The organism is Cytobacillus citreus (assembly GCF_018343665.1).
Classification (GTDB): domain Bacteria; phylum Bacillota; class Bacilli; order Bacillales; family Cytobacillaceae; genus Cytobacillus; species Cytobacillus citreus.
Map to the genome: position 1 here is coordinate 1 of NZ_JAGYPM010000002.1, position 23,430 is coordinate 23,430.

The 23,430-nt window shown below is 38.7% G+C and carries 18 protein-coding genes and 1 rRNA gene; 10 read left to right on the plus strand and 9 right to left on the minus strand.

The features are described from left to right. Positions 1–21 precede the first annotated feature (21 nt). The 9 genes from KHA94_RS06345 to dnaA all read right to left on the minus strand — a co-directional run bounded on the left by KHA94_RS06345 (position 22) and on the right by dnaA (position 12,452). Positions 22–1,572 (minus strand): 16S ribosomal RNA (locus tag KHA94_RS06345). Between the two features lie 303 nt (positions 1,573–1,875). Further along, positions 1,876–2,967 (minus strand): HD-GYP domain-containing protein, encoded by a 1,092-nt coding sequence (locus KHA94_RS06350; protein WP_213101332.1) that lies wholly within the window; start codon positions 2,965–2,967, stop codon positions 1,876–1,878. 97 nt (positions 2,968–3,064) lie between these two features. Then, positions 3,065–5,584 (minus strand): DNA gyrase subunit A, encoded by a 2,520-nt coding sequence (gene gyrA / locus KHA94_RS06355; protein ID WP_213101333.1) that lies wholly within the window; start codon positions 5,582–5,584, stop codon positions 3,065–3,067. 374 nt (positions 5,585–5,958) lie between these two features. Then, positions 5,959–7,881 carry a DNA topoisomerase (ATP-hydrolyzing) subunit B gene (gene gyrB, locus KHA94_RS06360; RefSeq protein WP_213102226.1) on the minus strand — a complete coding sequence of 641 codons (1,923 nt, stop codon included), beginning with the start codon at positions 7,879–7,881 and terminating at the stop codon, positions 5,959–5,961. Positions 7,882–7,984: 103 nt separating this feature from the next. Beyond that, a complete protein-coding gene (remB, locus tag KHA94_RS06365; RefSeq protein WP_213101334.1) occupies positions 7,985–8,233 on the minus strand; it encodes an extracellular matrix regulator RemB in 249 nt (82 codons plus the stop codon). 9 nt (positions 8,234–8,242) lie between these two features. Continuing rightward, positions 8,243–9,361: a DNA replication/repair protein RecF gene (gene recF / locus KHA94_RS06370; RefSeq protein ID WP_213101335.1), complete on the minus strand. Its 1,119-nt coding sequence runs from the start codon at positions 9,359–9,361 to the stop codon at positions 8,243–8,245. Between the two features lie 38 nt (positions 9,362–9,399). Further along, positions 9,400–9,609, minus strand: coding sequence for a S4 domain-containing protein YaaA (yaaA, locus tag KHA94_RS06375; RefSeq protein WP_213101336.1), 210 nt, complete (start codon positions 9,607–9,609; stop codon positions 9,400–9,402). Between the two features lie 184 nt (positions 9,610–9,793). Beyond that, positions 9,794–10,930 (minus strand): DNA polymerase III subunit beta, encoded by a 1,137-nt coding sequence (gene dnaN, locus KHA94_RS06380; RefSeq protein WP_213101337.1) that lies wholly within the window; start codon positions 10,928–10,930, stop codon positions 9,794–9,796. 175 nt (positions 10,931–11,105) lie between these two features. Further along, on the minus strand, positions 11,106–12,452 hold the full coding sequence (gene dnaA / locus KHA94_RS06385) for a chromosomal replication initiator protein DnaA (protein ID WP_213101338.1): 1,347 nt from the start codon (positions 12,450–12,452) through the stop codon (positions 11,106–11,108). Positions 12,453–13,412: 960 nt separating this feature from the next. Here dnaA and rpmH point away from each other — a divergent pair. The 10 genes from rpmH (at position 13,413) to KHA94_RS06435 (ending at position 23,405) form a co-directional block, all read left to right on the plus strand. Next, on the plus strand, positions 13,413–13,547 hold the full coding sequence (rpmH, locus tag KHA94_RS06390) for a 50S ribosomal protein L34 (RefSeq protein ID WP_053478303.1): 135 nt from the start codon (positions 13,413–13,415) through the stop codon (positions 13,545–13,547). Positions 13,548–13,649: 102 nt separating this feature from the next. Beyond that, complete coding sequence (gene rnpA / locus KHA94_RS06395; RefSeq protein WP_213101339.1) at positions 13,650–14,015, plus strand: ribonuclease P protein component; 366 nt, start codon at positions 13,650–13,652, stop codon at positions 14,013–14,015. 214 nt (positions 14,016–14,229) lie between these two features. Next, complete coding sequence (spoIIIJ, locus tag KHA94_RS06400) at positions 14,230–15,006, plus strand: YidC family membrane integrase SpoIIIJ (protein WP_213101340.1); 777 nt, start codon at positions 14,230–14,232, stop codon at positions 15,004–15,006. Then, positions 15,003–15,623, plus strand: a complete 621-nt coding sequence (jag, locus tag KHA94_RS06405; protein ID WP_213101341.1) for an RNA-binding cell elongation regulator Jag/EloR — start codon at positions 15,003–15,005, stop codon at positions 15,621–15,623. Before spoIIIJ ends, jag begins: the two co-directional genes overlap by 4 nt. 319 nt (positions 15,624–15,942) lie before the next feature. Further along, positions 15,943–17,328 carry a tRNA uridine-5-carboxymethylaminomethyl(34) synthesis GTPase MnmE gene (gene mnmE / locus KHA94_RS06410; RefSeq protein ID WP_213101342.1) on the plus strand — a complete coding sequence of 462 codons (1,386 nt, stop codon included), beginning with the start codon at positions 15,943–15,945 and terminating at the stop codon, positions 17,326–17,328. A gap of 359 nt (positions 17,329–17,687) precedes the next feature. Then, positions 17,688–19,580 carry a tRNA uridine-5-carboxymethylaminomethyl(34) synthesis enzyme MnmG gene (mnmG, locus tag KHA94_RS06415; RefSeq protein WP_213101343.1) on the plus strand — a complete coding sequence of 631 codons (1,893 nt, stop codon included), beginning with the start codon at positions 17,688–17,690 and terminating at the stop codon, positions 19,578–19,580. Positions 19,581–19,583: 3 nt separating this feature from the next. After that, a complete protein-coding gene (gene rsmG / locus KHA94_RS06420) occupies positions 19,584–20,300 on the plus strand; it encodes a 16S rRNA (guanine(527)-N(7))-methyltransferase RsmG (protein WP_213101344.1) in 717 nt (238 codons plus the stop codon). A gap of 192 nt (positions 20,301–20,492) precedes the next feature. After that, the gene (gene noc, locus KHA94_RS06425) at positions 20,493–21,416 is read left to right on the plus strand and encodes a nucleoid occlusion protein (protein WP_213101345.1); all 924 of its coding nucleotides are present in this window, start codon (positions 20,493–20,495) and stop codon (positions 21,414–21,416) included. Positions 21,417–21,811: 395 nt separating this feature from the next. Continuing rightward, the gene (locus tag KHA94_RS06430) at positions 21,812–22,573 is read left to right on the plus strand and encodes a ParA family protein (protein ID WP_213101346.1); all 762 of its coding nucleotides are present in this window, start codon (positions 21,812–21,814) and stop codon (positions 22,571–22,573) included. Beyond that, on the plus strand, positions 22,566–23,405 hold the full coding sequence (locus KHA94_RS06435) for a ParB/RepB/Spo0J family partition protein (RefSeq protein WP_213101347.1): 840 nt from the start codon (positions 22,566–22,568) through the stop codon (positions 23,403–23,405). The genes KHA94_RS06430 and KHA94_RS06435 overlap by 8 nt, the downstream gene beginning before the upstream one ends. Positions 23,406–23,430: the final 25 nt, after the last annotated feature.

Genomic DNA, 23,430 nt, shown 5'->3' on the forward strand with positions numbered 1-23,430 from the left:
AATACTTCTATATATCCTTAGAAAGGAGGTGATCCAGCCGCACCTTCCGATACGGCTACCTTGTTACGACTTCACCCCAATCATCTGTCCCACCTTAGGCGGCTGGCTCCTTACGGTTACCCCACCGACTTCGGGTGTTACAAACTCTCGTGGTGTGACGGGCGGTGTGTACAAGGCCCGGGAACGTATTCACCGCGGCATGCTGATCCGCGATTACTAGCGATTCCGGCTTCATGCAGGCGAGTTGCAGCCTGCAATCCGAACTGAGAATGGTTTTATGGGATTCGCTTAACCTCGCGGTCTCGCAGCCCTTTGTACCATCCATTGTAGCACGTGTGTAGCCCAGGTCATAAGGGGCATGATGATTTGACGTCATCCCCACCTTCCTCCGGTTTGTCACCGGCAGTCACCTTAGAGTGCCCAACTGAATGCTGGCAACTAAGATCAAGGGTTGCGCTCGTTGCGGGACTTAACCCAACATCTCACGACACGAGCTGACGACAACCATGCACCACCTGTCACTCTGTCCCCCGAAGGGGAACGCCCTATCTCTAGGGTTGGCAGAGGATGTCAAGACCTGGTAAGGTTCTTCGCGTTGCTTCGAATTAAACCACATGCTCCACCGCTTGTGCGGGCCCCCGTCAATTCCTTTGAGTTTCAGCCTTGCGGCCGTACTCCCCAGGCGGAGTGCTTAATGCGTTAGCTGCAGCACTAAGGGGCGGAAACCCCCTAACACTTAGCACTCATCGTTTACGGCGTGGACTACCAGGGTATCTAATCCTGTTCGCTCCCCACGCTTTCGCGCCTCAGTGTCAGTTACAGACCAGAAAGTCGCCTTCGCCACTGGTGTTCCTCCACATCTCTACGCATTTCACCGCTACACGTGGAATTCCACTTTCCTCTTCTGCACTCAAGTTCCCCAGTTTCCAATGACCCTCCACGGTTGAGCCGTGGGCTTTCACATCAGACTTAAGGAACCACCTGCGCGCGCTTTACGCCCAATAATTCCGGACAACGCTTGCCACCTACGTATTACCGCGGCTGCTGGCACGTAGTTAGCCGTGGCTTTCTGGTTAGGTACCGTCAAGGTACCGCCCTATTCGAACGGTACTTGTTCTTCCCTAACAACAGAGTTTTACGATCCGAAAACCTTCATCACTCACGCGGCGTTGCTCCGTCAGACTTTCGTCCATTGCGGAAGATTCCCTACTGCTGCCTCCCGTAGGAGTCTGGGCCGTGTCTCAGTCCCAGTGTGGCCGATCACCCTCTCAGGTCGGCTACGCATCGTTGCCTTGGTGAGCCGTTACCTCACCAACTAGCTAATGCGCCGCGGGCCCATCTGTAAGTGATAGCCGAAGCCATCTTTCAGCTTTCCTACATGTGTAGAAAAGAATTATCCGGTATTAGCTCCGGTTTCCCGAAGTTATCCCAGTCTTACAGGCAGGTTGCCCACGTGTTACTCACCCGTCCGCCGCTAACTTGCGAGAGCAAGCTCTCACAAGTCCGCTCGACTTGCATGTATTAGGCACGCCGCCAGCGTTCGTCCTGAGCCAGGATCAAACTCTCCAATAAATTGTGAGTTGATTAGCTCATAGTATCTTTTTAATAAAAAGACTAAAAGAATTAACGTTGACGTTTTTGTTCGTTCAGTTTTCAAAGAACAATGTTTCTATTAATACCATCGCTCAGAAGCGACTTTATTAATATATCATTTTTTCATATATTACGTCAACACTTTTTTAATAAATTCTTTTTAAAGAATCTCATTTTCTTTTGCTGACCTGGATAAGTATATCAGGATAATAATCCTTTTTCAAGTGTTTTTTTAAAAGTGTTCGTATCGCCTTATTAAAAAAAAGACCGCATTTTAACGGTCTATTGCAATACTTCTTCTATATATAGTTGACGATTTTTCACTAAATTCAGGATTTCCTCTGTATTATTAATTTTCACAAGAGGCCTAGTTGGTGATTTTTCTTCTATAAAAAGAATTTCTGCAATTTGCCCATCAGAAAGCTTTACACTGCTTCCTATTGAGAAAGTCATAAAGCCAGATCCTATTGCATGCATAGCTGCAATATCATATTTTCCAAACATATCTTGCAGCATCATTTCTAGCACTTTGAATGGAGATTGTTTTCCTCGGTAAAGCCTATTGCTGCTCATGGCGTGAAATGTATCAGCTACGGCAATAATTTTTGCGAATGTATTTATTTTACTGCTTTGTTCTCCAAAGGGATATCCACTTCCGTCTAATCTTTCATGATGCTGAAATATACCTAACTTTGTACTTTCCCTTAAAATGGATATATTTTGAACCATTTTATAGCTGTAAGCTGGATGTTTTTTAATCTCATCAAATTCCTGTAAAGTTAATATAGAATTTTTAAGCAGGATCGATGGTTTTACTTTGGCCATTCCTGCATCTGACAAGCATCCTCCGAGAGCTAGCTGGACTATATCTCCTTTACTAAACTTTAATTTTCTTCCTATAAAAGCACTTAACAGCCCGACAGCAACTGAATGCTGAAATAAATATTCTTCATTTGTAGATAAATGGTGTAAATAGAATAGGTCAGATGGACAGGATTCTGATTTCTCAATTAGGGGAATCAGAATATTTCTGATTTTTGAAATATCAATAGGCAAACCAGATTGCCAATTTTTAAATTCTTTTTTATATTTTTGAACTCCAATAAGAAACATATCTCTTAATTCTGCTTCTTGCTCCGGTACTATTATTATTGTTTTACTTTTTCCTTCGTCCAATGGTTCTATTGGATTAAAAGTTTTACCGTTGACCATTAAGCTTTCAACTGCTACAGAATCAATAAGAAATACCTTTAATAGTTCTATTAATTCATTCGAAAGTACTGTCTTTTTGTCAATAATTGGACGAATCGTTAAGCTGAATACATCCTCAGATAAAATACATCCTTCTTGCAATTCATTTACTCGCACACGCACAGTTTTCCACCCCAAATGTCATGAGTCCTTAATCCTATCCTACCCCATTTCGTGAAAAAAGAGGAACACAAATTTTGTGTCCCTCTAATTATTATTCTTATTCTTCCTCGTTTTCAGCTTCTAGAGGAAGTGATTCAGCGTTTTCTAATGGTTTTGTTAACTCTTCTTCAGGTTTATCTTCTTCTTTTTCAACCTTCGCCACGGTGGCTACAAACTCATTGATATTTTCATCTAAACGAATAAGTCTTACACCTTGTGTGTTACGTCCCATTGTGGAAATATCGCCGACAGCCATACGAATAAGGACCCCGCCTGTTGTAATGAGCATCAGATCTTCTTCTCCAGTTACAGCTCTCATTGATACAAGATTTCCATTTTTCTCGGTAATATTACATGTTTTAATCCCTTTTCCGCCTCGTCCTTGAATGCGGTATTCTTCGGAAGGAGTCCGTTTCCCATAACCATTTTTCGTAACGATTAATATTTGGGAATTCTCTTCTAATACTTCCATTCCTACTACTTCATCGCCATCGCTCAAATTAATTCCCTTCACACCAGTTGCTGTACGTCCCATAGAACGAACATCCACTTCTGGGAATCTAATAAGAAGACCTTTGCTTGTTCCAATAATAATCTCTTTATTTCCATCTGTTAGACGGACAGAAATCAATTCATCATCTTCTTTTAGATTCAATGCAATTAATCCATTGTTTCTAATATTAGCAAATGAAGTAAGAGGAGATCGCTTAGAAATACCTTGCTTCGTTGTAAAGAATAAGAACCAATCGTCTACAAATTCTTCTATAGGAATAATGGCGTTAACCCATTCATCCTTCTCAATTCCGCTTAGCAGGTTAACAATCGGAATCCCTTTTGCTGTTCGGCTAAATTCTGGGATCTCGTACCCCTTAGACCGATAAACTTTTCCTTTATTCGTAAAGAATAGAATTGTATCATGAGTAGATGTTGTTATTAAATGCTCTACAAAGTCATCCTCATTTGTTCCCATACCTTGAATCCCGCGGCCTCCGCGTTTTTGAGCTCGGTAAGTGGATACTGGCAGACGCTTAATATAGCCTTTATGTGTTAAAGTAATGACAATATTTTCTTGAGGAATCAAGTCTTCATCTTCAATTTGTTCAATTCCTCCCGCAACAATTTCAGTGCGGCGCTCATCATTAAATCTTTCTTTAATTTCAAGTAATTCTTCACGGATAATTTCAAGTACTTTTTCCTCATCCGCTAAAATTGCTTTAAGTTCTGCAATTAATTTCACTAAGTTTGCATATTCTTCTTCAATTTTTTCTCGTTCTAATCCTGTTAAGCGTTGAAGACGCATATCTAGAATCGCTTGTGCTTGCTTTTCTGAAAGGTCAAACTTAGTTATGAGACCCTCTCTGGCAATATCCGCTGTCTGGGAACTGCGAATAAGAGTAATTACTTCGTCTAAATGATCAAGAGCAACCCGTAAGCCCTCTAAAATATGAGCCCGAGCTTCCGCTTTTCTTAATTCAAATTCTGTCCTGCGGCGGATAACCACCTTCTGATGGTCAAGATAATGCGCCAAGCATTGCTTTAAGTTTAATACCTTTGGTTCACCATCTACTAACGCTAGCATATTAATCCCAAAGCTCGTTTGCATGGCTGTTTGCTTATAAAGATTATTCAGTAAAACACTAGCATTGGCATCTTTTCGGACTTCAATGACAATTCTCATACCTTCACGATCTGATTCATCACGGAGATCGGATATGCCATCAATTTTCTTTTCTCTAACGAGTTCCGCAATTCTCTCAATTAATTTCGCTTTATTAACTTGGTAAGGAATTTCATTAACAATAATTGTTTCTCTACCATTTGCTTTTTGTTCTATCTCTACTTTGGCTCTTAAAGTGATCGAGCCCTTTCCAGTTTCATAAGCTTTACGAATACCGCTTCTTCCTAGAATCATACCTGACGTTGGAAAATCTGGTCCAGGAATAATATCCATTAGCTCTGGGATCGTAATATCAGGATCCTTGCTCACAGCTAAAACCCCATCAATCACTTCTCCTAGCTGATGTGGTGGGATATTTGTCGCCATTCCAACCGCTATTCCAGATGTACCATTCACTAATAGATTAGGGAATCTAGCAGGCAAAACAACTGGTTCTTTTTCTTCTCCATCATAGTTATCTTGAAAGTCAATGGTATCTTTATTAATATCTCTTAAGAGTTCCATTGAGATTTTCGACATACGTGCTTCCGTATAACGCATTGCAGCTGCAGAATCACCATCAACAGAACCAAAGTTCCCATGTCCATCTACAAGCATGTAACGGTAGTTAAAATCTTGGGCCATCCGCACCATTGTTTCATACACTGCTGAGTCACCATGAGGATGGTATTTACCTATTACATCCCCAACGATACGTGCTGATTTTTTATACGGCTTATCAGAATGCATTCCAAGATCATGCATCGCATATAAAATACGGCGATGTACTGGCTTTAAACCGTCACGCACATCAGGAAGAGCACGTGAAACAATAACACTCATAGCATAGTCAAGGAAAGATTCACGCATTTCCTCACTAATATTTCTTTCCTTTACTTGGGGCTTCGGAGTTTCAGCCATTTAAAGAACCTCCCTTAATAAGTGAAACTTCCTACAGTTCATTTTTTTTTTTGTGCATGAATCTTAGAAAACCAGGATTTATCCTGGTTTTACTAAAAAGATAAAAAAGTATAACTTTTCTCGAGTTAGAGAAATGTCTAGCTCCAGCGCCTACCCCCGAAGTACAGGACGTACTAGTGTCGACAATGCGACAAGGACGTCGCGTTTTTGTCGACCTCAAGGTCATAAGCCAGTCCGCCAAGAAGGTTAAAGAACAACCTTCCTGTCGGCCCGTCTTATGCTTGCCTTAGGGTGAGCACTACGGAAAGCTCCATAGAGTAATCATCGCAGTAACAATCTGTACTTTGATTGTTCCGAAGGCGCTTGCGCTTTTCTTATATATCTAAATTCTTTACATACAAAGCATTTTCTTCAATGAACTGACGGCGGGGCTCTACTTTATCCCCCATTAGAATTTCAAAAGTTTCGTCTGCTTCAATTGCATCTTCAAGACTTACTTGCAGCAGGGTTCTTGTCTCTGGATCCATTGTTGTCTCCCAAAGCTGTCCTGCGTTCATTTCTCCCAAACCTTTATACCGTTGTATATTCGGCTTAGGTTGACTTGATAAATTTGCAAGAATTTCTTCAAGCTGTGAGCTATTATAGGCATACTCGATTTTTTTACCCTGTTGTACTTTATATAGAGGTGGCTGTGCAATATATACATAACCAGCTTCAATTATTTGTCTCATATAACGGTAAAAGAATGTTAATAATAGAGTACGTATATGTGCACCATCGACATCCGCATCCGTCATGATCACAATTTTATGGTATCTCGCTTTTGAAATATCGAAATCTTCACCAATGCCTGTACCAGCAGCTGTGATCATGGCACGAACTTCATTATTGGATAGAATTTTATCGAGCCGTGCCTTCTCGACATTCAAGATTTTCCCTCTTAATGGGAGTATCGCTTGGAAGTGGCGATCGCGGCCTTGCTTAGCAGATCCACCGGCAGAGTCACCCTCAACAATAAATAATTCTGAAATAGAAGCATCCTTAGAAGAACAGTCTGATAATTTCCCTGGCAGACTTGATACTTCAAGCGCACTTTTTCTTCTAGTTAGTTCTCTCGCTTTTTTGGCAGCATCTCTTGCCCTTGCAGCCATAAGTCCTTTTTCAACGATTTTACGAGCTGTCGTCGGATTTTCTAGCAGGAATTTTTCTAATGCTTCTGAGAAAACTGTATCAGTAATAGCTCTTGCTTCCGAATTTCCTAGCTTTGTTTTGGTCTGCCCTTCAAATTGAGGATCAGGATGCTTGATCGAAATAATCGCCGTCAACCCTTCGCGAACATCCTCACCAGACAAATTAGCATCGTTATCTTTAAATATACCGTTTTTACGGGCATAATCATTAATGACCCTTGTTAGGGCAGTTTTGAAGCCGACTTCATGGGTTCCGCCCTCATAGGTATTAATATTATTGGCAAAGGAATAAATATTGCTTGTATAGCCATCATTGTACTGAATAGATACTTCAACATTAATTCCTTCCCGCTCACCCTCAATATAAATCGGTTCTTCGTGAAGGGCTTCTTTTGAACGATTCAAATGCTCAACGTATGACTTTATTCCGCCCTCATACATGTATTCAAGTTTTTTATTTTCTTCTCGTTTATCCTCAATTGTAATTTTGAGTCCACGATTTAAGAAGGCTAATTCTCGAATTCTATTTGCTAACGTTTCAAACTCATATACAGTTGTTTCTGTAAAAATTTCTGGATCTGGCTTGAAATGAATCGTGGATCCTGTGTGATCGGTCTCGCCGATAATCTTTAGTTCCTCAGATACAACCCCGCGTTCAAATTTTATATAGTGAATATGTCCATCACGATGAACATAAACTTCTAATTCTGTAGAAAGTGCATTTACAACTGATGCACCCACTCCGTGTAAACCACCAGATACCTTGTATCCGCCACCGCCGAATTTCCCTCCTGCATGGAGGACAGTCATGATGACTTCTACAGCTGGACGACCCATTTTCTCCTGAATACCCACAGGGATTCCGCGTCCGTTATCAATTACGGTAATACTATTATCTTTCTCGATGCACACATTAATTTCTGAACAATATCCGGCCAATGCTTCGTCAATACTATTGTCTACGATTTCCCATACTAGATGGTGAAGACCTTTCCCACTCGTAGAGCCTATATACATTCCGGGACGTTTCCTTACTGCTTCAAGACCCTCTAGAACCTGTATCTGATTCGCATCATAGGACTGTTCCTGCACAGCCTTTTGCTCCATTGACACATCGATCACCTACACTTTCATATGCATTACTTCAATATCAATAATTTATAAAAAAGCTTGGCGTGCTTGTCTTCTTGTAACGCCAAACTGTTATCTTTTAATATTCTTGAATTGTTGATCTATTGGAACGCTTTTTTAATGTACCTGAAGCCAATGGGGAAAAATAGATTTCCGTTGTGGTAATAACCACTGATTTGTATGACCCTTTCGAGAGGTTAATGATAGTGTGCTTTTGACGTTCTAAAAACTCTTCTATCGTTTTAGAAGAGCTGACACTTTGTTTATCAATAATGGCAATAATATCTTTGGACTGAACTAAAATATCTTCTCCAACATGGATGTACAAAGGCTCACCTCATTGAATCTTTATCATGCTCCCGGCTTCCACCTTAAAAGTAGCAGCCTCCTTTAATGTTTGATGATCAATTCCATCTACGCTTGTCGTTGTGACGAAGGTTTGTACCTTCCCTTGGATTGTATTTAGCAGATGAGATTGTCTGTAATCATCAAGCTCAGATAGAACATCATCTAGAAGGAGAAGTGGATATTCGCCAATTTCTGCATGAATGAGTTCTATTTCAGCAAGCTTAACAGATAAAGCGGTTGTTCTTTGCTGCCCCTGGGATCCAAAGGTTTGCACATCACGCCCGTTAACATAAAAGAGTAGATCGTCTCGATGAGGTCCGAACATCGTTACACCACGTTCTATCTCTCTATTCTTTATTTTACCAAATTTATCCTCATATACATTTATCATTTTCGACAAATCTTGATCTTCTGATACATCAGCGGACGGCTTGTACTGGATTTTCAATGATTCTAGCCCCCTTGATATTCCCTCATGAATCGGTTTCGCCCAATTTTCTAGCAGGTGAAGGAATTCGAAGCGCTTTGAGATGATTTTTACTGCACACTGTATATATTGTTCTGTCAATATTTCAAGCATCGTATGGTCTGTTTGCTTTTTCATTTGCAGCTGCTTTAAATAGTGATTGCGCTGCTGAAGAATTTTTTGATATTGGCTTATATCATGCAAATAAACGGGAGATACTTGACCAATTTCCATATCAATAAAACGTCGTCTCACTTGAGGGCTGCCTTTTACAAGATGAAGATCCTCTGGTGCAAACATGACAACATTCATATTTCCAATATATTGGCTTAATTTTTGCTGCTCAATATGGTTGCATTTTGCCTTTTTTCCCTTTTTAGAGATCACTAATTGCATAGGCAATGATCCGCTTATTTTTCGGACCCTACCTTCTATTTTAGCATACTCTTCGTCCCAGCGAATAAGATCTTTATCATTTGAGGTTCGATGCGATTTTGCCATGGCTAAAACATAGATTGATTCCATGACATTTGTTTTCCCTTGTGCATTTTCTCCTAAAATCACATTCACCTTATTTTCGAAGTTTACCTCTAGCTCATTATAGTTACGATAATTTTTTAACAGCAAATGCTCTATATGCATGGACGCTACATCCTTTTAAATATAACTCTCTACTTTCTTTAAACAATAACAAACAAACCAAAGCCTGGAATGTTTATTTGATCTCCCGTACGGAGCTTTCTTCCTCTTCTTTGGTCTTGCTCGCCATTAATAAATACTTTATATTCACTTAAAAACCATTTAGCCATTCCGCCTGACTGGATAACATCTGCAGCCTTAAGTAATTGACCTAATGTAATATACTCGGTGTCTATATTAATTTCTGTCATATTGTCACTCTTTCTGATTGTTTGAAAATCAACAATTTCTAGAATGGGATCTAATACTTTATTTTACTAAATAATTGACTAATATACAAAGAAAAGCTTTAACACTCCTCAATGTTGAAGCCAAGTTCCTTTAAAAATGAAGAGCTACCAGCTTGATCTGGCAGCTCTTCTTCTGCATAAATTTCTAATAGGTTCTTACTGGCAATATGAGCTGGAGAATGGAATTATCATTGATGGGGCGAATAACAAATGGTCTCATCGCACCTGTGAAACTTATTTTAATTTCTGATCCTTCCAGTGTTTTTAGTGCGTCAATCATGAATTTAGCACTGAAGGATATCTTTAGCTCTTCTCCTTCAATTGATTGACTCTGTAGCTCTTCAACAACATGTCCGATTTCTGGTGTATTTGAGGATATTTCAATCACTTCATCTTCATTTGTTGTAAATTTAACGACATTATTTCTTCCTTCTCTAGCCAATAAAGAAGCACGATCAATGGCATGTAAAAATTCCTTCGTGTTCACTACAACATCTGTTTTGCTTTCCGTTGGAATAAGTCTTGAAGTATCAGGATAATTTCCTTCTAGTAATCTAGAGAAAAATAAAAGGTGTTTCGCTTTGAATAAAACTTGATTTTCTGTAATAACGATTTCAACTAATTTATTCGTATCGTCTAATATTTTACTTAATTCGTTTAAGCTTTTTCCTGGGATAACGACATTATAGTGTTCAGCAGTTTCTGTCTCGATGCTCGCTTTTCTTAAAGCTAAGCGATGGCTATCTGTTGCAATACAGGTTAATTCACCATTTTCTACCCCCCAGTTTACACCTGTCAAGATTGGGCGTGTTTCTGAGGTGGACACTGAAAAAACAGTTTGACGAATCATAGCTTTTAAAAGATCTGTAGGAATTTTAATCACATTTTCTTCTGTTATTTGTGGTAACAGAGGATACTCTTCCGCATCTAAGCCGTTCAATTTGAATTCCGATTTACCTGAACGGATGATTGTTTGCAATTGATTTTCTACATGAATTTCAACAGAGTCAGTTGGCAGCTTTTTCACGATTTCACTAAAAAACTTCGCTTGAAGTACAATGGAGCCAGTTTGTTTAATTTCTGCAATTTCATCTCCGTCTTCTTCTTTTGGAATAAATGATTCAATCGAAATATCAGAATCACTTCCTGTTAATGTTACTCCCTCTGATGTCGCTACAATTTTGATACCAGTTAATATTGGAATAGTTGTACGGCTCGTTACTGCTTTCATTACATCTTGAACGCTTTGAACTAAACGATCCCGTTGGATTATAAATCTCATTTTTTAATCCTCCGTTTTGAGCATTTTTTATATATTTTTAGTATATATTTTTCTTTTAAAAATACTAGAAGTACTAGTAGGACTTGTTAACATGTGGATAACTGCATTTTTGAAAGGAAATACAGTCTATCCACATGTGGACAGACTGTGTGTAACCTCTATGATGTTATGCACACTATACTTTTAGTACTTCATGAATTTCTTTAATCTGTTTTTGGAAATGAGTATCTGTTTGTATTAATTTTGATATTTTTTCATGTGCATGAATTACTGTGGTATGGTCTCTTCCACCGAATTCTTCTCCAATCTTTGGCAAAGAAAAATCTGTAAGCTCTCTTGATAAGTACATAGCGATTTGCCGTGGAAAAGCAACTGATTTTGTTCTTTTCTTCGCTTTAAAATCCTCTAATTTAACATGATAGTGTTCTCCGACAACGCGCTGGATATCTAGAATGGTGATCACCTTAGGTTTTGAGCTTGGGATGATGTTTTTAAGGGCTTCAGCTGCTAAATCGGCGTTGATATCTTTATTAATTAAGGATGAATACGCGACAACGCGAATAAGAGCTCCTTCTAATTCACGGATATTGGAATCAATTTGATTAGCGATGTAAAGCATTACTTCATTTGGGATATCCAATCCTTCAGCCTTCGCTTTTTTGCGGAGAATAGCGATTCTTGTTTCGAGATCAGGTGGTGTTATATCAGTAATGAGGCCCCATTCAAATCTTGAACGAAGTCTATCTTCAAGTGTAGGTATTTCCTTTGGCGGACGATCACTTGAAATGATAATTTGCTTGCTTTCCTCATGCAATGTATTAAAAGTATGGAAAAATTCCTCTTGAGTTGATTCTTTTCCGGCCAAAAACTGAATATCATCAATAAGAAGGACATCTACTTTTCGATATTTATTGCGAAAATCGACAGCCTTATTGTCACGAATCGAATTAATAAATTCATTGGTAAATTTTTCTGATGATAAATAAACTACTTTAGCTGATGGATTATGATCTAAAACATAATGGCCAATAGCGTGCATAAGGTGAGTTTTCCCTAGACCTACCCCTCCATAAATAAATAATGGATTATAGGCTTTAGCTGGTGCCTCAGCTACAGCCAATGATGCAGCATGAGCAAAGCGGTTTCCTGAACCAATGACAAACGTATCAAAAGTATATTTTGGATTAAGCATGTTTAAAGGCAATTCAGGATGCTCTTCCTCTTTGTCTAGCTTTTTTGGCGGATTTGAGGGATTCAATCCTTCTTCGCTTTGATTTTGAGGAATAATAAATTTTACTCCTAATTCTTCTCCAGTAATGTCGTAGAGAATTCCAGAGATCAGTTGGGAATAACGTTCTTCTAGCCAGTCACGAGCAAACTCATTTGGCGCTGTGATCACTAAGCTGTCACTTTTAAGAGAGTGCGCTTTTGTCGACTTCAGCCATGTTTCATAACTTGGTTTGCTTATTTTCATTTCGATGCTGGCAAGAGCTGTATTCCAAAGATCCGCAATGTTCTCCAATTGAAAGCCCTCCTTTGCTTTTTGCTATTAAAGAAAATGAAACTTTGGATGTAAAGCATTCATACATTGCGATAAAGTAAAACTTCAATCAGCAGAGGGATTCGATTCAAAGGACTTGATAGTGCAGACGCGTAGCATTGGACACCAAGTTTTTTTGTCTGCTTTCCATTCTCACTGATCGTGCTTTTACGGGATATTGCCCCCTTAGTCCTTAGGTCAACCATCCCTAAATATCGTGCTTTAGAATGATACATCCAAAAAAAATATAGGTTATACCACCAGTACAACCTATATTTTTATAAATATACAAGCCTGTGTATGTGGAAAAACATATAATAAGGAAGAAAAATAGGATTTCGACAATATCCACTATCTGTGGACAAGGTTTTACAACCTCTTAGAATAACTCATCCACAAGTTATCCACAATCTGTGGATAATGAAGTTATGCACATAGAATTATTAAGTGTGAAAACACAAATATGATAACAGATATTCCTAAGAGGTGCAACGTTTTTTCAGATTTTATCCACAAGCATAAGAGCCTGTGGACTTAAATTGTCCACAAGGATTGATTGTGTGAAAAAGCTGTAAATATGTGCTGTGGATAATAAAAAACATGTCGAAAAATTATCCACACAGTGAAGTAATAACAAATAATTGGAGAAAATTACTTTTTTAATAAACAAATTTTTAAGTGACATAGCTTTAAAAAGAGGGTAAAATTTCTAGGTGGATATTTAGAATAATATGAATAGCTTTCTTGAATAGAAAACTGCCTAGCTTCAAATGAGGCTTTTGCAGCGCCCACATCTAATAGACGCAGGGCTAAAAAAAAATTAGATAGGTCTGAGTCTGATCAAGGCGCATACGATATTCTTCCAGTTGACAACTTTCTAGTTACATCTTTATAATTAGTAAGACTGTCTTTAACAGCTATTCCTCAGGGAGGTGTCATATAATGAAAAGAACTTACCAACCAAGCAAACGTAAAAGAAGTAAGGTTCATGGATTCCGCAGCCGCATGAGCACTCCGAACGGACGTAACGTCCTTGCTCGTCGCCGCCGTAAAGGAAGAAAAGTATTATCTGCTTAGGCCACTGAAACGTCAGTGGTCTTTTTTTCCATAATCTAATAGATATTATTTTTTCCATTGTAAGTGAGCTTACGCTTTTCTATGAAAGGGTAGGTAAAGGTCATGAAAAAAGAATTTAGAGTAAAAAAAAATAAAGAATTCCAAGAAGCCTTTAAAAAAGGAAAATCTTTTGCAAATCGGCAATTTGTTGTGTACTCGCTTAAAAAGCCAGATCAAGAGCATTTTCGGATTGGTCTTTCAGTGAGCAAAAAGATTGGAAACGCTGTAACAAGAAATCAGATCAAACGATATGTTCGTCAGGCTTTTCATGAGCTGGAACATGAGATACATAATCAATATGATTATATTATTATTGCGCGAAAGCCAGTTGCTGATATGGGATTTCATGAAATAAAAAAGAGTCTCATGCATGTATTAAAGATTTCAAAGGTTTTGACTAAACAAATGCCTGGCAATAATGATAAATAGTCATATTTTTAAATCCGATAATGAAATCAAAAATCAACGATTAATAAATTTCCTTTATAAAAGACATGATCTTTTAAAAATGTTACTATGTATTTAAGTTTGTTTTTCCACAATCTTCTGAATTAGTATAGTGATCATAGCTTTTCAGAAGGGGATAAATGAGGAGATACATTTTTCATATACAATTTCCATAGTAGTAAGGAGGAATAACCGTTTGAAGAAAAGAATACTTCTAGTATTCGGTTTAATTTTTGTGATGGCGCTGCTGTCAGGCTGTTCAGAAATTAATCAGCCGATTACATCCCAGAGCGAAGGCTTTTGGAATCAGTACATTGTATATCCGCTTTCACTTTTTATAATAAAGGTTGCAGAAATTACAGGAGGCAACTACGGCTTATCGATTATTCTCGTAACAATTACCATTCGCCTAGTTTTGCTTCCATTAATGATTAAACAGACGAAAAGCTCGAAGGCAATGCAGGCAATACAGCCTGAAATGCAAAAATTAAAAGAAAAGTACAGCTCAAAGGATCAAAAAACGCAGCAAAAGCTGCAGCAGGAAACGATGGCATTATTTCAACAGCACGGTGTAAATCCATTAGCTGGATGTTTCCCATTATTGATTCAGATGCCAATTTTAATGGGGTTTTACCATGCGATTTCTCGAACACAAGAGATCAAGGCTCATTCATTTTTATGGTTTGAGCTTGGTGCTCCAGATCCAATTTATTTATTGCCGCTCATCGCAGGTGTTACAACTTTCATTCAGCAAAAGATGATGATGGCAGGAACTGCCAATCAAAATCCGCAAATGGCTATGATGCTTTGGTTGATGCCGATTATGATCATCGTTTTTGCCATCAACTTCCCGGCAGCACTTTCATTGTACTGGGTAGTAGGTAATATCTTTATGATTGTTCAAACATATTTTATTAAAGGTCCGGAGCTGAAAGCGACAGCAACGGGTAAAGCAGGAGGAGCAAAAAAGTGAAACAAGTAACTGCTACGGGGACTACCGTCAATGAAGCAGTAAAGTCTGCTCTAGCTCAGTTACAGACATCCGAAGATCGCGCAGATATTACTATTGTCGATGAAGGTAAAAAGGGCATTTTTGGAATTTTTGGTTCACGACCTGCAATTGTTAAAGTTATAAAGAAGCAAGATCCGATTGAAGAAGGTAAGAAGTTTCTCTTAGAAATAAGTGAAAAAATGGGTGCTCAAATTGAAATTGAAGAAATAAATGATGGAAGGAACATCCAATTTATTCTCTCAGGGGATAAAATAGCCTTATTCATAGGAAAAAGAGGACAGACTTTAAATTCATTACAATATTTAACACAGCTAGTTATGAATCGTTATTCAGATCAATATTTGAACGTTTTGCTCGATGCAGAGGATTATCGCAAAAGACGCAGCGAAACGCTTATTCAGCTAGCGGAACGACTTGCACAAAAGGCAATTAAAACAGGAGAGAATGTGGCTTTAGAGCCGATGCCATCCTATGAACGTAAGGTTATTCATACGGCTCTGGCAGAGAATAAGAAGATAAAAACTTTTTCCAGTGGAAATGATCCGCATCGCCATCTTGTGATTGCGCCAAATAAATAAATGTTAGGAACCCAATCATTTGATTGGGTTCTTTTTTTGGCAAATAAAAGGGTATAGGAAGAAATCGTAGCTATTATTGTTATTCACATGTGGATAAGTTAAAATAAAACATATTTATTCTTGGTGGTTGTGGATAAAGAACCTTAAACTAAAAAAAGTTAATCTTGTGGACAAGTTTTGGGCTTCATCAAATTTTTTATAAAAAAGTCATACTTGTTTTCTAAAAAAAAGGCATGTGATATTCTATTAATTTGGAGAAATAAATAATGAAATTTTTAGCTAGTAGATAAAAGCTTTGAATGAAACGAGGTGGAATGGAATGGAGTTTGATACAATTGCAGCGATATCAACACCAATGGGAGAGGGAGCCATTGCTATTGTGCGGTTGAGTGGTGATGATGCCATCGCTATAGCGGACAAGATGTTTAGAGGAGTTGGAGGAAAAAGGCTTAAAGTGGTAGCGTCACATACTATTCACTACGGCCAAATGATTGATCCGAAGACAAATGAAATTGCTGAAGAAGTAATGGTGTCGGTTATGAAGGCTCCGAAAACCTTTACGAAAGAGGATGTAGTTGAAATTAACTGCCATGGTGGGATTGCATCTGTTAACCGGGTGCTTCAGCTGCTTTTAAGTAATGGAGCAAGACTTGCAGAGCCAGGTGAATTTACGAAGAGAGCCTTCTTAAATGGACGGATTGATTTATCGCAAGCGGAAGCAGTGATGGATTTAATTCGGGCAAAAACCGATCGAGCAATGAATGTCGCTTTAGGTCAAATGGAAGGGCGCCTTTCAAAGCTTATTAATAAGCTGCGGCAGGAAATTTTAGGGACGCTTGCACATGTAGAAGTGAATATTGACTATCCTGAATATGATGATGTTGAAGAGATGACCCATCAGCTTTTATTAGAGAAGGGCACCTATGTCAAAGAGGAAATTGAAAAACTGCTCCGTACATCTCATCAGGGGAAAATTTTACGTGAGGGTTTATCAACGGTTATCGTCGGGCGTCCGAATGTAGGGAAATCTTCATTATTGAATAGTCTTGTACAAGAAAATAAAGCAATTGTTACGGATATCCCAGGAACGACACGTGATGTTATTGAAGAGTATGTGAATGTTCGTGGTGTGCCATTAAGATTATTGGATACGGCAGGAATACGTGAAACAGAAGATATCGTGGAGCGAATCGGTGTGGAAAGATCCCGGCAAGTATTAAAAGAAGCGGATCTTATTTTGCTTGTTCTTAATTATTCGGATGCTTTAACTGAGGAAGATGTGAATTTATTTAAAGCTGTTGAGGGTATGGATGTTATAGTCATTGTCAATAAAACAGACTTGCCGCAGCAGATTGATATGGACCGTGTTCAAGAACTTTCACAAAAACATAAGCTTGTTTCAACATCCTTACTAGAAGATAAAGGAGTAGACGAACTAGAAGAAGCAATTGCTTCTCTATTTTTCGAAGGCTCAATCGAAGCGAGGGATATGACGTATGTATCCAATTCACGTCATATCGCCTTATTGAATCAAGCATTTAATGCGATGGAAGATGCTCTTATGGCTGTTGAAATGGGAACACCAATTGATATCGTCCAAATTGATTACACTAGAACATGGGAACTTCTCGGAGAAATAATTGGAGATAGCGTCCATGAAAGCTTGATCGATCAGCTATTCTCCCAATTCTGCTTAGGGAAATAGAAAAGCGGAGAGCGCCTGTTTATTCAAGGAACGCAGACTAAGTACGCCACGTCCTGTGGCAACGTCTGCATGACCCTCTTCCTGCGGGCCTCAAGCTTAAGACGAGCCGGCGTGAAGGTCGTACTTTACCTTCATGACGGATTGGCTTAAGACCTCGAGCTGATGGCGCTCGGAGCTAGACAAATAGAAAAGCGGAAGCGCCTTGTACACCCCCGACAAGCACAAGTCGAGCCTCTCAGAAAGGTGTTTTTTACCTTTATGAGAGGATTGGCTTGTGACCTCGAGGGGGTAGGCGCTGCAGCTAGACAAATAGAAAAGCGAAGGAACCAATACAAGAAATAAAAAAAGGAGGCAGCATCATGCCATATGAAGCTGGAACATATGATGTCATTGTCGTCGGGGCAGGTCATGCAGGCTGTGAAGCTGGCCTTGCGTCCGCCCGTATTGGAGCAAAGACATTAGTTGTCACCATTAATTTAGATATGGTTGCTTTTATGCCATGTAATCCGTCAATCGGAGGACCAGCAAAAGGGACCGTAGTTAGAGAAATTGACGCTTTGGGTGGGGAGATGGCTAAAAATCTAGATAAAACCTATATCCAAATGCGTATGCTGAACACAGGGAAAGGCCCAGCAGTCCGGGCATTAAGAGCACAAGCTGATAAGTTTATGTATCAGCATGAAATGAAAAAGACACTTGAAAATGAACCGAATCTAACGCTTATACAAGGTATGGTTGAGCAATTGATTGTGGAGGATGGTGTTTGTAAAGGGGTTATTACAAAAACAGGTGCCGTCTATCAATCGAAAGCTGTTATTATAACGACAGGGACATTTTTAAGGGGAGAAATTATATTAGGGGAGCTGAAGTATTCAAGTGGTCCGAATAATCAGCAGCCATCTATTAAGCTTTCTGAGCATCTTGAGGAAATCGGTTTTGAGCTTGAACGCTTTAAAACAGGTACACCTCCACGTGTTAACAGTCACACAATTGATTATAGTAAAACAGAAATTCAACCTGGTGATGATACGCCGCTAGCTTTTTCTTATGAAACGACCAAATTTATTACAGATCAGCTGCCGTGCTGGCTTACGTATACAAGTGAAAGAACACATCAAATAATCGAAGACAATTTACACCGGTCCCCGATGTATTCAGGAATGATTAAAGGGAAAGGGCCACGTTACTGTCCATCCATAGAAGATAAAGTGGTTCGTTTCAATGATAAACCACGTCACCAAATTTTCTTAGAGCCGGAAGGGCGGAATACGCAAGAGGTTTATGTTCAAGGTTTATCGACAAGCTTGCCAGAGGAAGTTCAGCATGACCTCCTCCGCAGTGTTCCAGGCTTGGAAAACGCTAAAATGATGCGTGCAGGATATGCGATTGAATATGATTCTGTTAGACCGACTCAGCTATGGCCTACATTAGAGACGAAAAAGGTAAAAAATTTATATACAGCAGGGCAAATTAATGGTACTTCCGGCTATGAGGAAGCAGCTGCACAGGGTCTTATGGCAGGGATTAACGCCGCTATGAACATTTTAGGAAAAGAAGAGGTTATTCTGAGCCGTTCGGATGCCTATATTGGGGTTATGATTGATGACCTAATTACAAAAGGAACACAGGAACCATATCGCTTGCTGACTTCACGTGCTGAATATCGCTTATTGCTGCGCCATGATAATGCTGATTTACGATTAACAGAGCTTGGATATTCTGTCGGTCTTATTAGTGAAGAGCGTTATAAAAAATTTCTTGCTAAGAAACAATTGATTGAAGCAGAAATTGAGCGGTTAAAAAGTATTATCCTTAAACCGTCAATGGATGTTCAAGAGTTAATTAATAGTCAAGGCGGTAGTGAATTAAAAGATGGAATTCGGGCATCGGACCTTTTGAAACGACCAGAAATGACATATGAGCATATTTGGAAGCTCGTTCCTGGTGAAGAAAAGCTCGATCATGAAGTTGAAGAACAAGTGGAAATTCAAATTAAATATGAAGGCTATATCGAGAAGTCGCTTCAGCAGGTTGAACGATTAAAGAAAATGGAAGACAAAAAAATCCCTGATAACATTGATTATGATGCTATTACAGGTCTTGCGATGGAAGCAAGACATAACTTAAAAGAAGTCATGCCATTATCCATTGCGCAAGCCTCTCGAATCTCTGGTGTGAACCCTGCTGATATTTCGATTTTGCTTGTTTATATTGAGCAAGGACGAATTGCCAAGGTATCAGGAAAGGAATAGCAAATGAATACAGAACAATTTATAGAAGCGCTGGCAGCGAAGGGAATCAACCTTTCGCCCCAGCAAATTGAACAATATGAGATGTATTATTCGATATTAGTGGAATGGAACGAGAAAATGAATCTAACCGCTATTACAGATAAGTCAGAAGTTTATTTAAAGCATTTTTACGATTCTATTACTGCTGCTTTTTATTTTGATTTTAATCAGCCATTTCACTTATGTGATGTAGGAGCAGGTGCAGGTTTTCCGAGTCTGCCGATTAAAATTGCCTTTCCTGAATTAAGGATTACCATTGTCGATTCTCTTAATAAGCGAATTGGCTTTTTAGAGCATTTATCGAAAGAACTTGGATTGAAGAATATTCAATTAATCCATGATCGTGCAGAAACATTTGGTCAGAAAAAAGAATATCGTGAGACCTTCGACGTTGTTACTGCTCGTGCTGTCGCAAGACTTTCCGTTCTTAGTGAACTATGCCTGCCACTTGTGAAAACAGGCGGCACATTTGTAGCGATGAAAGGTGCAAGTGCCAGGGAAGAATTAGATGTAGGAAAAAAAGCGATAGCCATTCTTGGCGGAAGATTGCAACAATCTTATTCCTTTACACTTCCTAAGGAAGAAAGTGAACGGAATATATTAATCATTAATAAGGAAAAGGCTACACCGAAAAAATACCCAAGGAAACCTGGGACTCCAAACAAAACTCCAATTGAATAGTATTACGTTTTTAAAAGAAATATGGCATAATTAGTCTGTATGTATATAGCGTACTAAAATGAATTTTGCCAGCAGATGGTGTAATAGTGGTGTTTTTTATTGAAAAAACTTAATTATTGCTGATTTTCGGCAGGACTTGTCAATATTATCGAGAATATGTAATAGGGAGTTTCGTAAAGGTGGTGTAGGGTGATGAAGCATTCTTTTTCACGCTTTTTTGGCCTAGGCGAAAAGGGAGAACAAGCAGAAATAGAAAAGCAAGAACAAGCAGAATTAGAAAAGCAAGAACAAGCAGAAATAGAAAAGCAAGAACAAGTGGATATTGAGAAGATAGCGGAATTCGAAGAAATAAAGAAAATCCCCATTGATCATATTGTTCCTAACCGTTTTCAGCCAAGAACGCTATTTGATGATGAAAAAATTGAGGAACTGTCACGAACGATACATACACATGGCATTATTCAACCGATTGTTGTTCGAGAGTTTGAAAATGGCCAGTTTGAAATAATTGCTGGTGAACGTAGATGGCGGGCCATGAAGAAGCTTGGCTGGGACGAAGCTCCAGCCATTATTAAAAATTTAAATGATACGGAAACGGCATCTGTTGCATTAATTGAAAACCTGCAAAGGGAAGAATTATCCCCGATTGAAGAAGCCGTTGCATATGGAAAACTATTGGAATTACATAATCTAACGCAAGAGGCATTAGCCCAGCGTCTAGGAAAGGGACAATCAACCGTTGCGAACAAGCTTCGGTTATTAAAGCTACCTCAAGAAGTTCAGGATGCATTATTGTGTAAGGCGATTACAGAGCGCCATGCTCGTTCTCTAATTCCACTTAAAGATCCTGAGAAGCAAGTGAAGCTAGTTGAGGAAATTATTGAGAAAAATCTAAATGTCAAGCAGACAGAAGATCGGGTTGTTCGGCTTTTAGAGCAAAATAATCCTAAACCAAAGCCAAAAAGAAAAGCATTTAGCAAGGATATGCGAATTGCGGTTAATACAATCCGTCAATCATTAACAATGGTCTCAGATAGCGGAATTAATTTAGATTCCCATGAAGAAGAATTTGATGAATTCTATCAAATTACAATCAAAATTCCTAAAAAGAAATAATAAAAATAATGACCTATGAGAAATTAAGCAGACTTCTTGTTTAATTTCTCATCTTTTTTTACTGCAAAAATCCCTTCAAATCATTTATTTCTCCAGACCATAATCTACTACTAAGTGTTGGTTGCCCACACGATGTGGTTCACAAAGACGTAGCCACAGGACATGGCGTTCTTAGTCTTTGTTCTTCAAAATCAGGCTTTTACAAACAGTTAACCTAAATCTATTTATGTGTGTTCTTTGAATTTTAGATGGTTAGGGTTTTACTGTCCGTTAATCTGCGATAAAATAGAATACATGATTGCTAATTTACAAGCTTGCCAGATAATTTTCCAATTAAACTAAAAACTATTCATAACAAATAGAAGATGAAATTAATAATGAAAGTAGGTGACATCGTGGGCAAAGTAATTTCGATTGCAAACCAAAAGGGCGGAGTAGGAAAAACAACTACCTCCGTTAATCTTGGTGCATGTTTAGCATACATAGGAAAGAAAGTCCTGCTAGTGGATATTGACCCTCAAGGAAATGCAACGAGCGGGGTAGGAATTGAGAAAGCTGATGTAGATCAATGTATTTATGATGTTTTAGTAGATGATGTTGAAGCGACGAAGGTCATTCGCCCGACATCTGTTGAAAACCTATATGCGATCCCTGCAACGATACAGCTTGCAGGAGCGGAAATTGAATTAGTGCCAACGATCTCAAGAGAAGTTAGATTAAAACGAGCATTAGAGGAGATTAAAGAGGATTTCGATTATATTATTATTGATTGTCCACCTTCACTAGGCTTATTAACGCTGAATTCTTTTACAGCATCAGATGCTGTCATTATTCCTGTTCAATGTGAATATTATGCACTTGAAGGGCTAAGTCAGCTTTTGAATACTGTTCGCCTTGTTCAGAAGCACTTGAATCATGATTTAAAAATTGAAGGTGTATTATTGACCATGCTTGATGCGAGAACGAATTTAGGTATTCAGGTCATTGATGAAGTGAAGAAGTATTTCCAAGATAAAGTATATAGAACCATAATTCCTCGTAATATTCGTCTAAGCGAAGCGCCAAGTCATGGTGAACCTATTATTACTTATGATCCAAAGTCCCGTGGAGCTGAGGTGTATATAGATTTAGCAAAGGAAGTGGTTTCAAATGGCTAAAGGTTTAGGGAAGGGACTTAACGCTTTCTTTACAAACATGGAATCTAAAGAGGAAGCAGTTAGAGAGATAAAATTGAAAGAGTTGAGACCCAATCCTTATCAACCACGGAAGGTATTTGAGGAGGAAGCCATCGAAGAGTTAAAGCAATCAATATTAGAGCATGGGATTCTTCAACCGATCATTGCACGAAAGAGCATTAAAGGCTATGAAATTGTAGTAGGTGAAAGACGTTATCGCGCTGCTAAGGCTGCGAAATTAGAGACAGTTCCAGTTGTGGTAAGAGAATTAAATGAGCAGCAAATGATGGAACTTGCGATATTAGAGAACCTGCAGCGTGAGGATTTGTCTCCGATTGAAGAAGGAGCTGCCTACCAGCTTTTAATGGAAAAACTAAAAATAACCCAAGAAGAGCTTGCAAAACGATTAGGCAAGAGCCGTCCACATATTGCTAACCATATTCGTTTACTTTCATTGCCGCCCAAAATTCAGACTTTGATCTCTGAAGATAAAATTTCTATGGGGCATGGCCGTGCATTATTAGGTTTAAGAAACAAAGATAAGCTAATGGCAGTAGTTGAAAAGACGATTAAGGATGGATTAAATGTTCGTCAATTAGAGCAGCTTATCGGGCAGCTAAATAATGTTTCACGTGAAACAAAGAAGCCTGTCCAGAAGAAGGATGTTTTTATTAAAGAACAAGAAACCTTTTTACGGGAGAGACTTGGTACAACGGTTAATATTAAACAGTCTAACAATAAAGGGAAAATTGAAATTGAATTCTTTTCAAAAGAAGACTTAGATCGAATTTTAGAGCTGTTAGAAACAAATTAACACCTTTTATAAGCCATCATAAGGA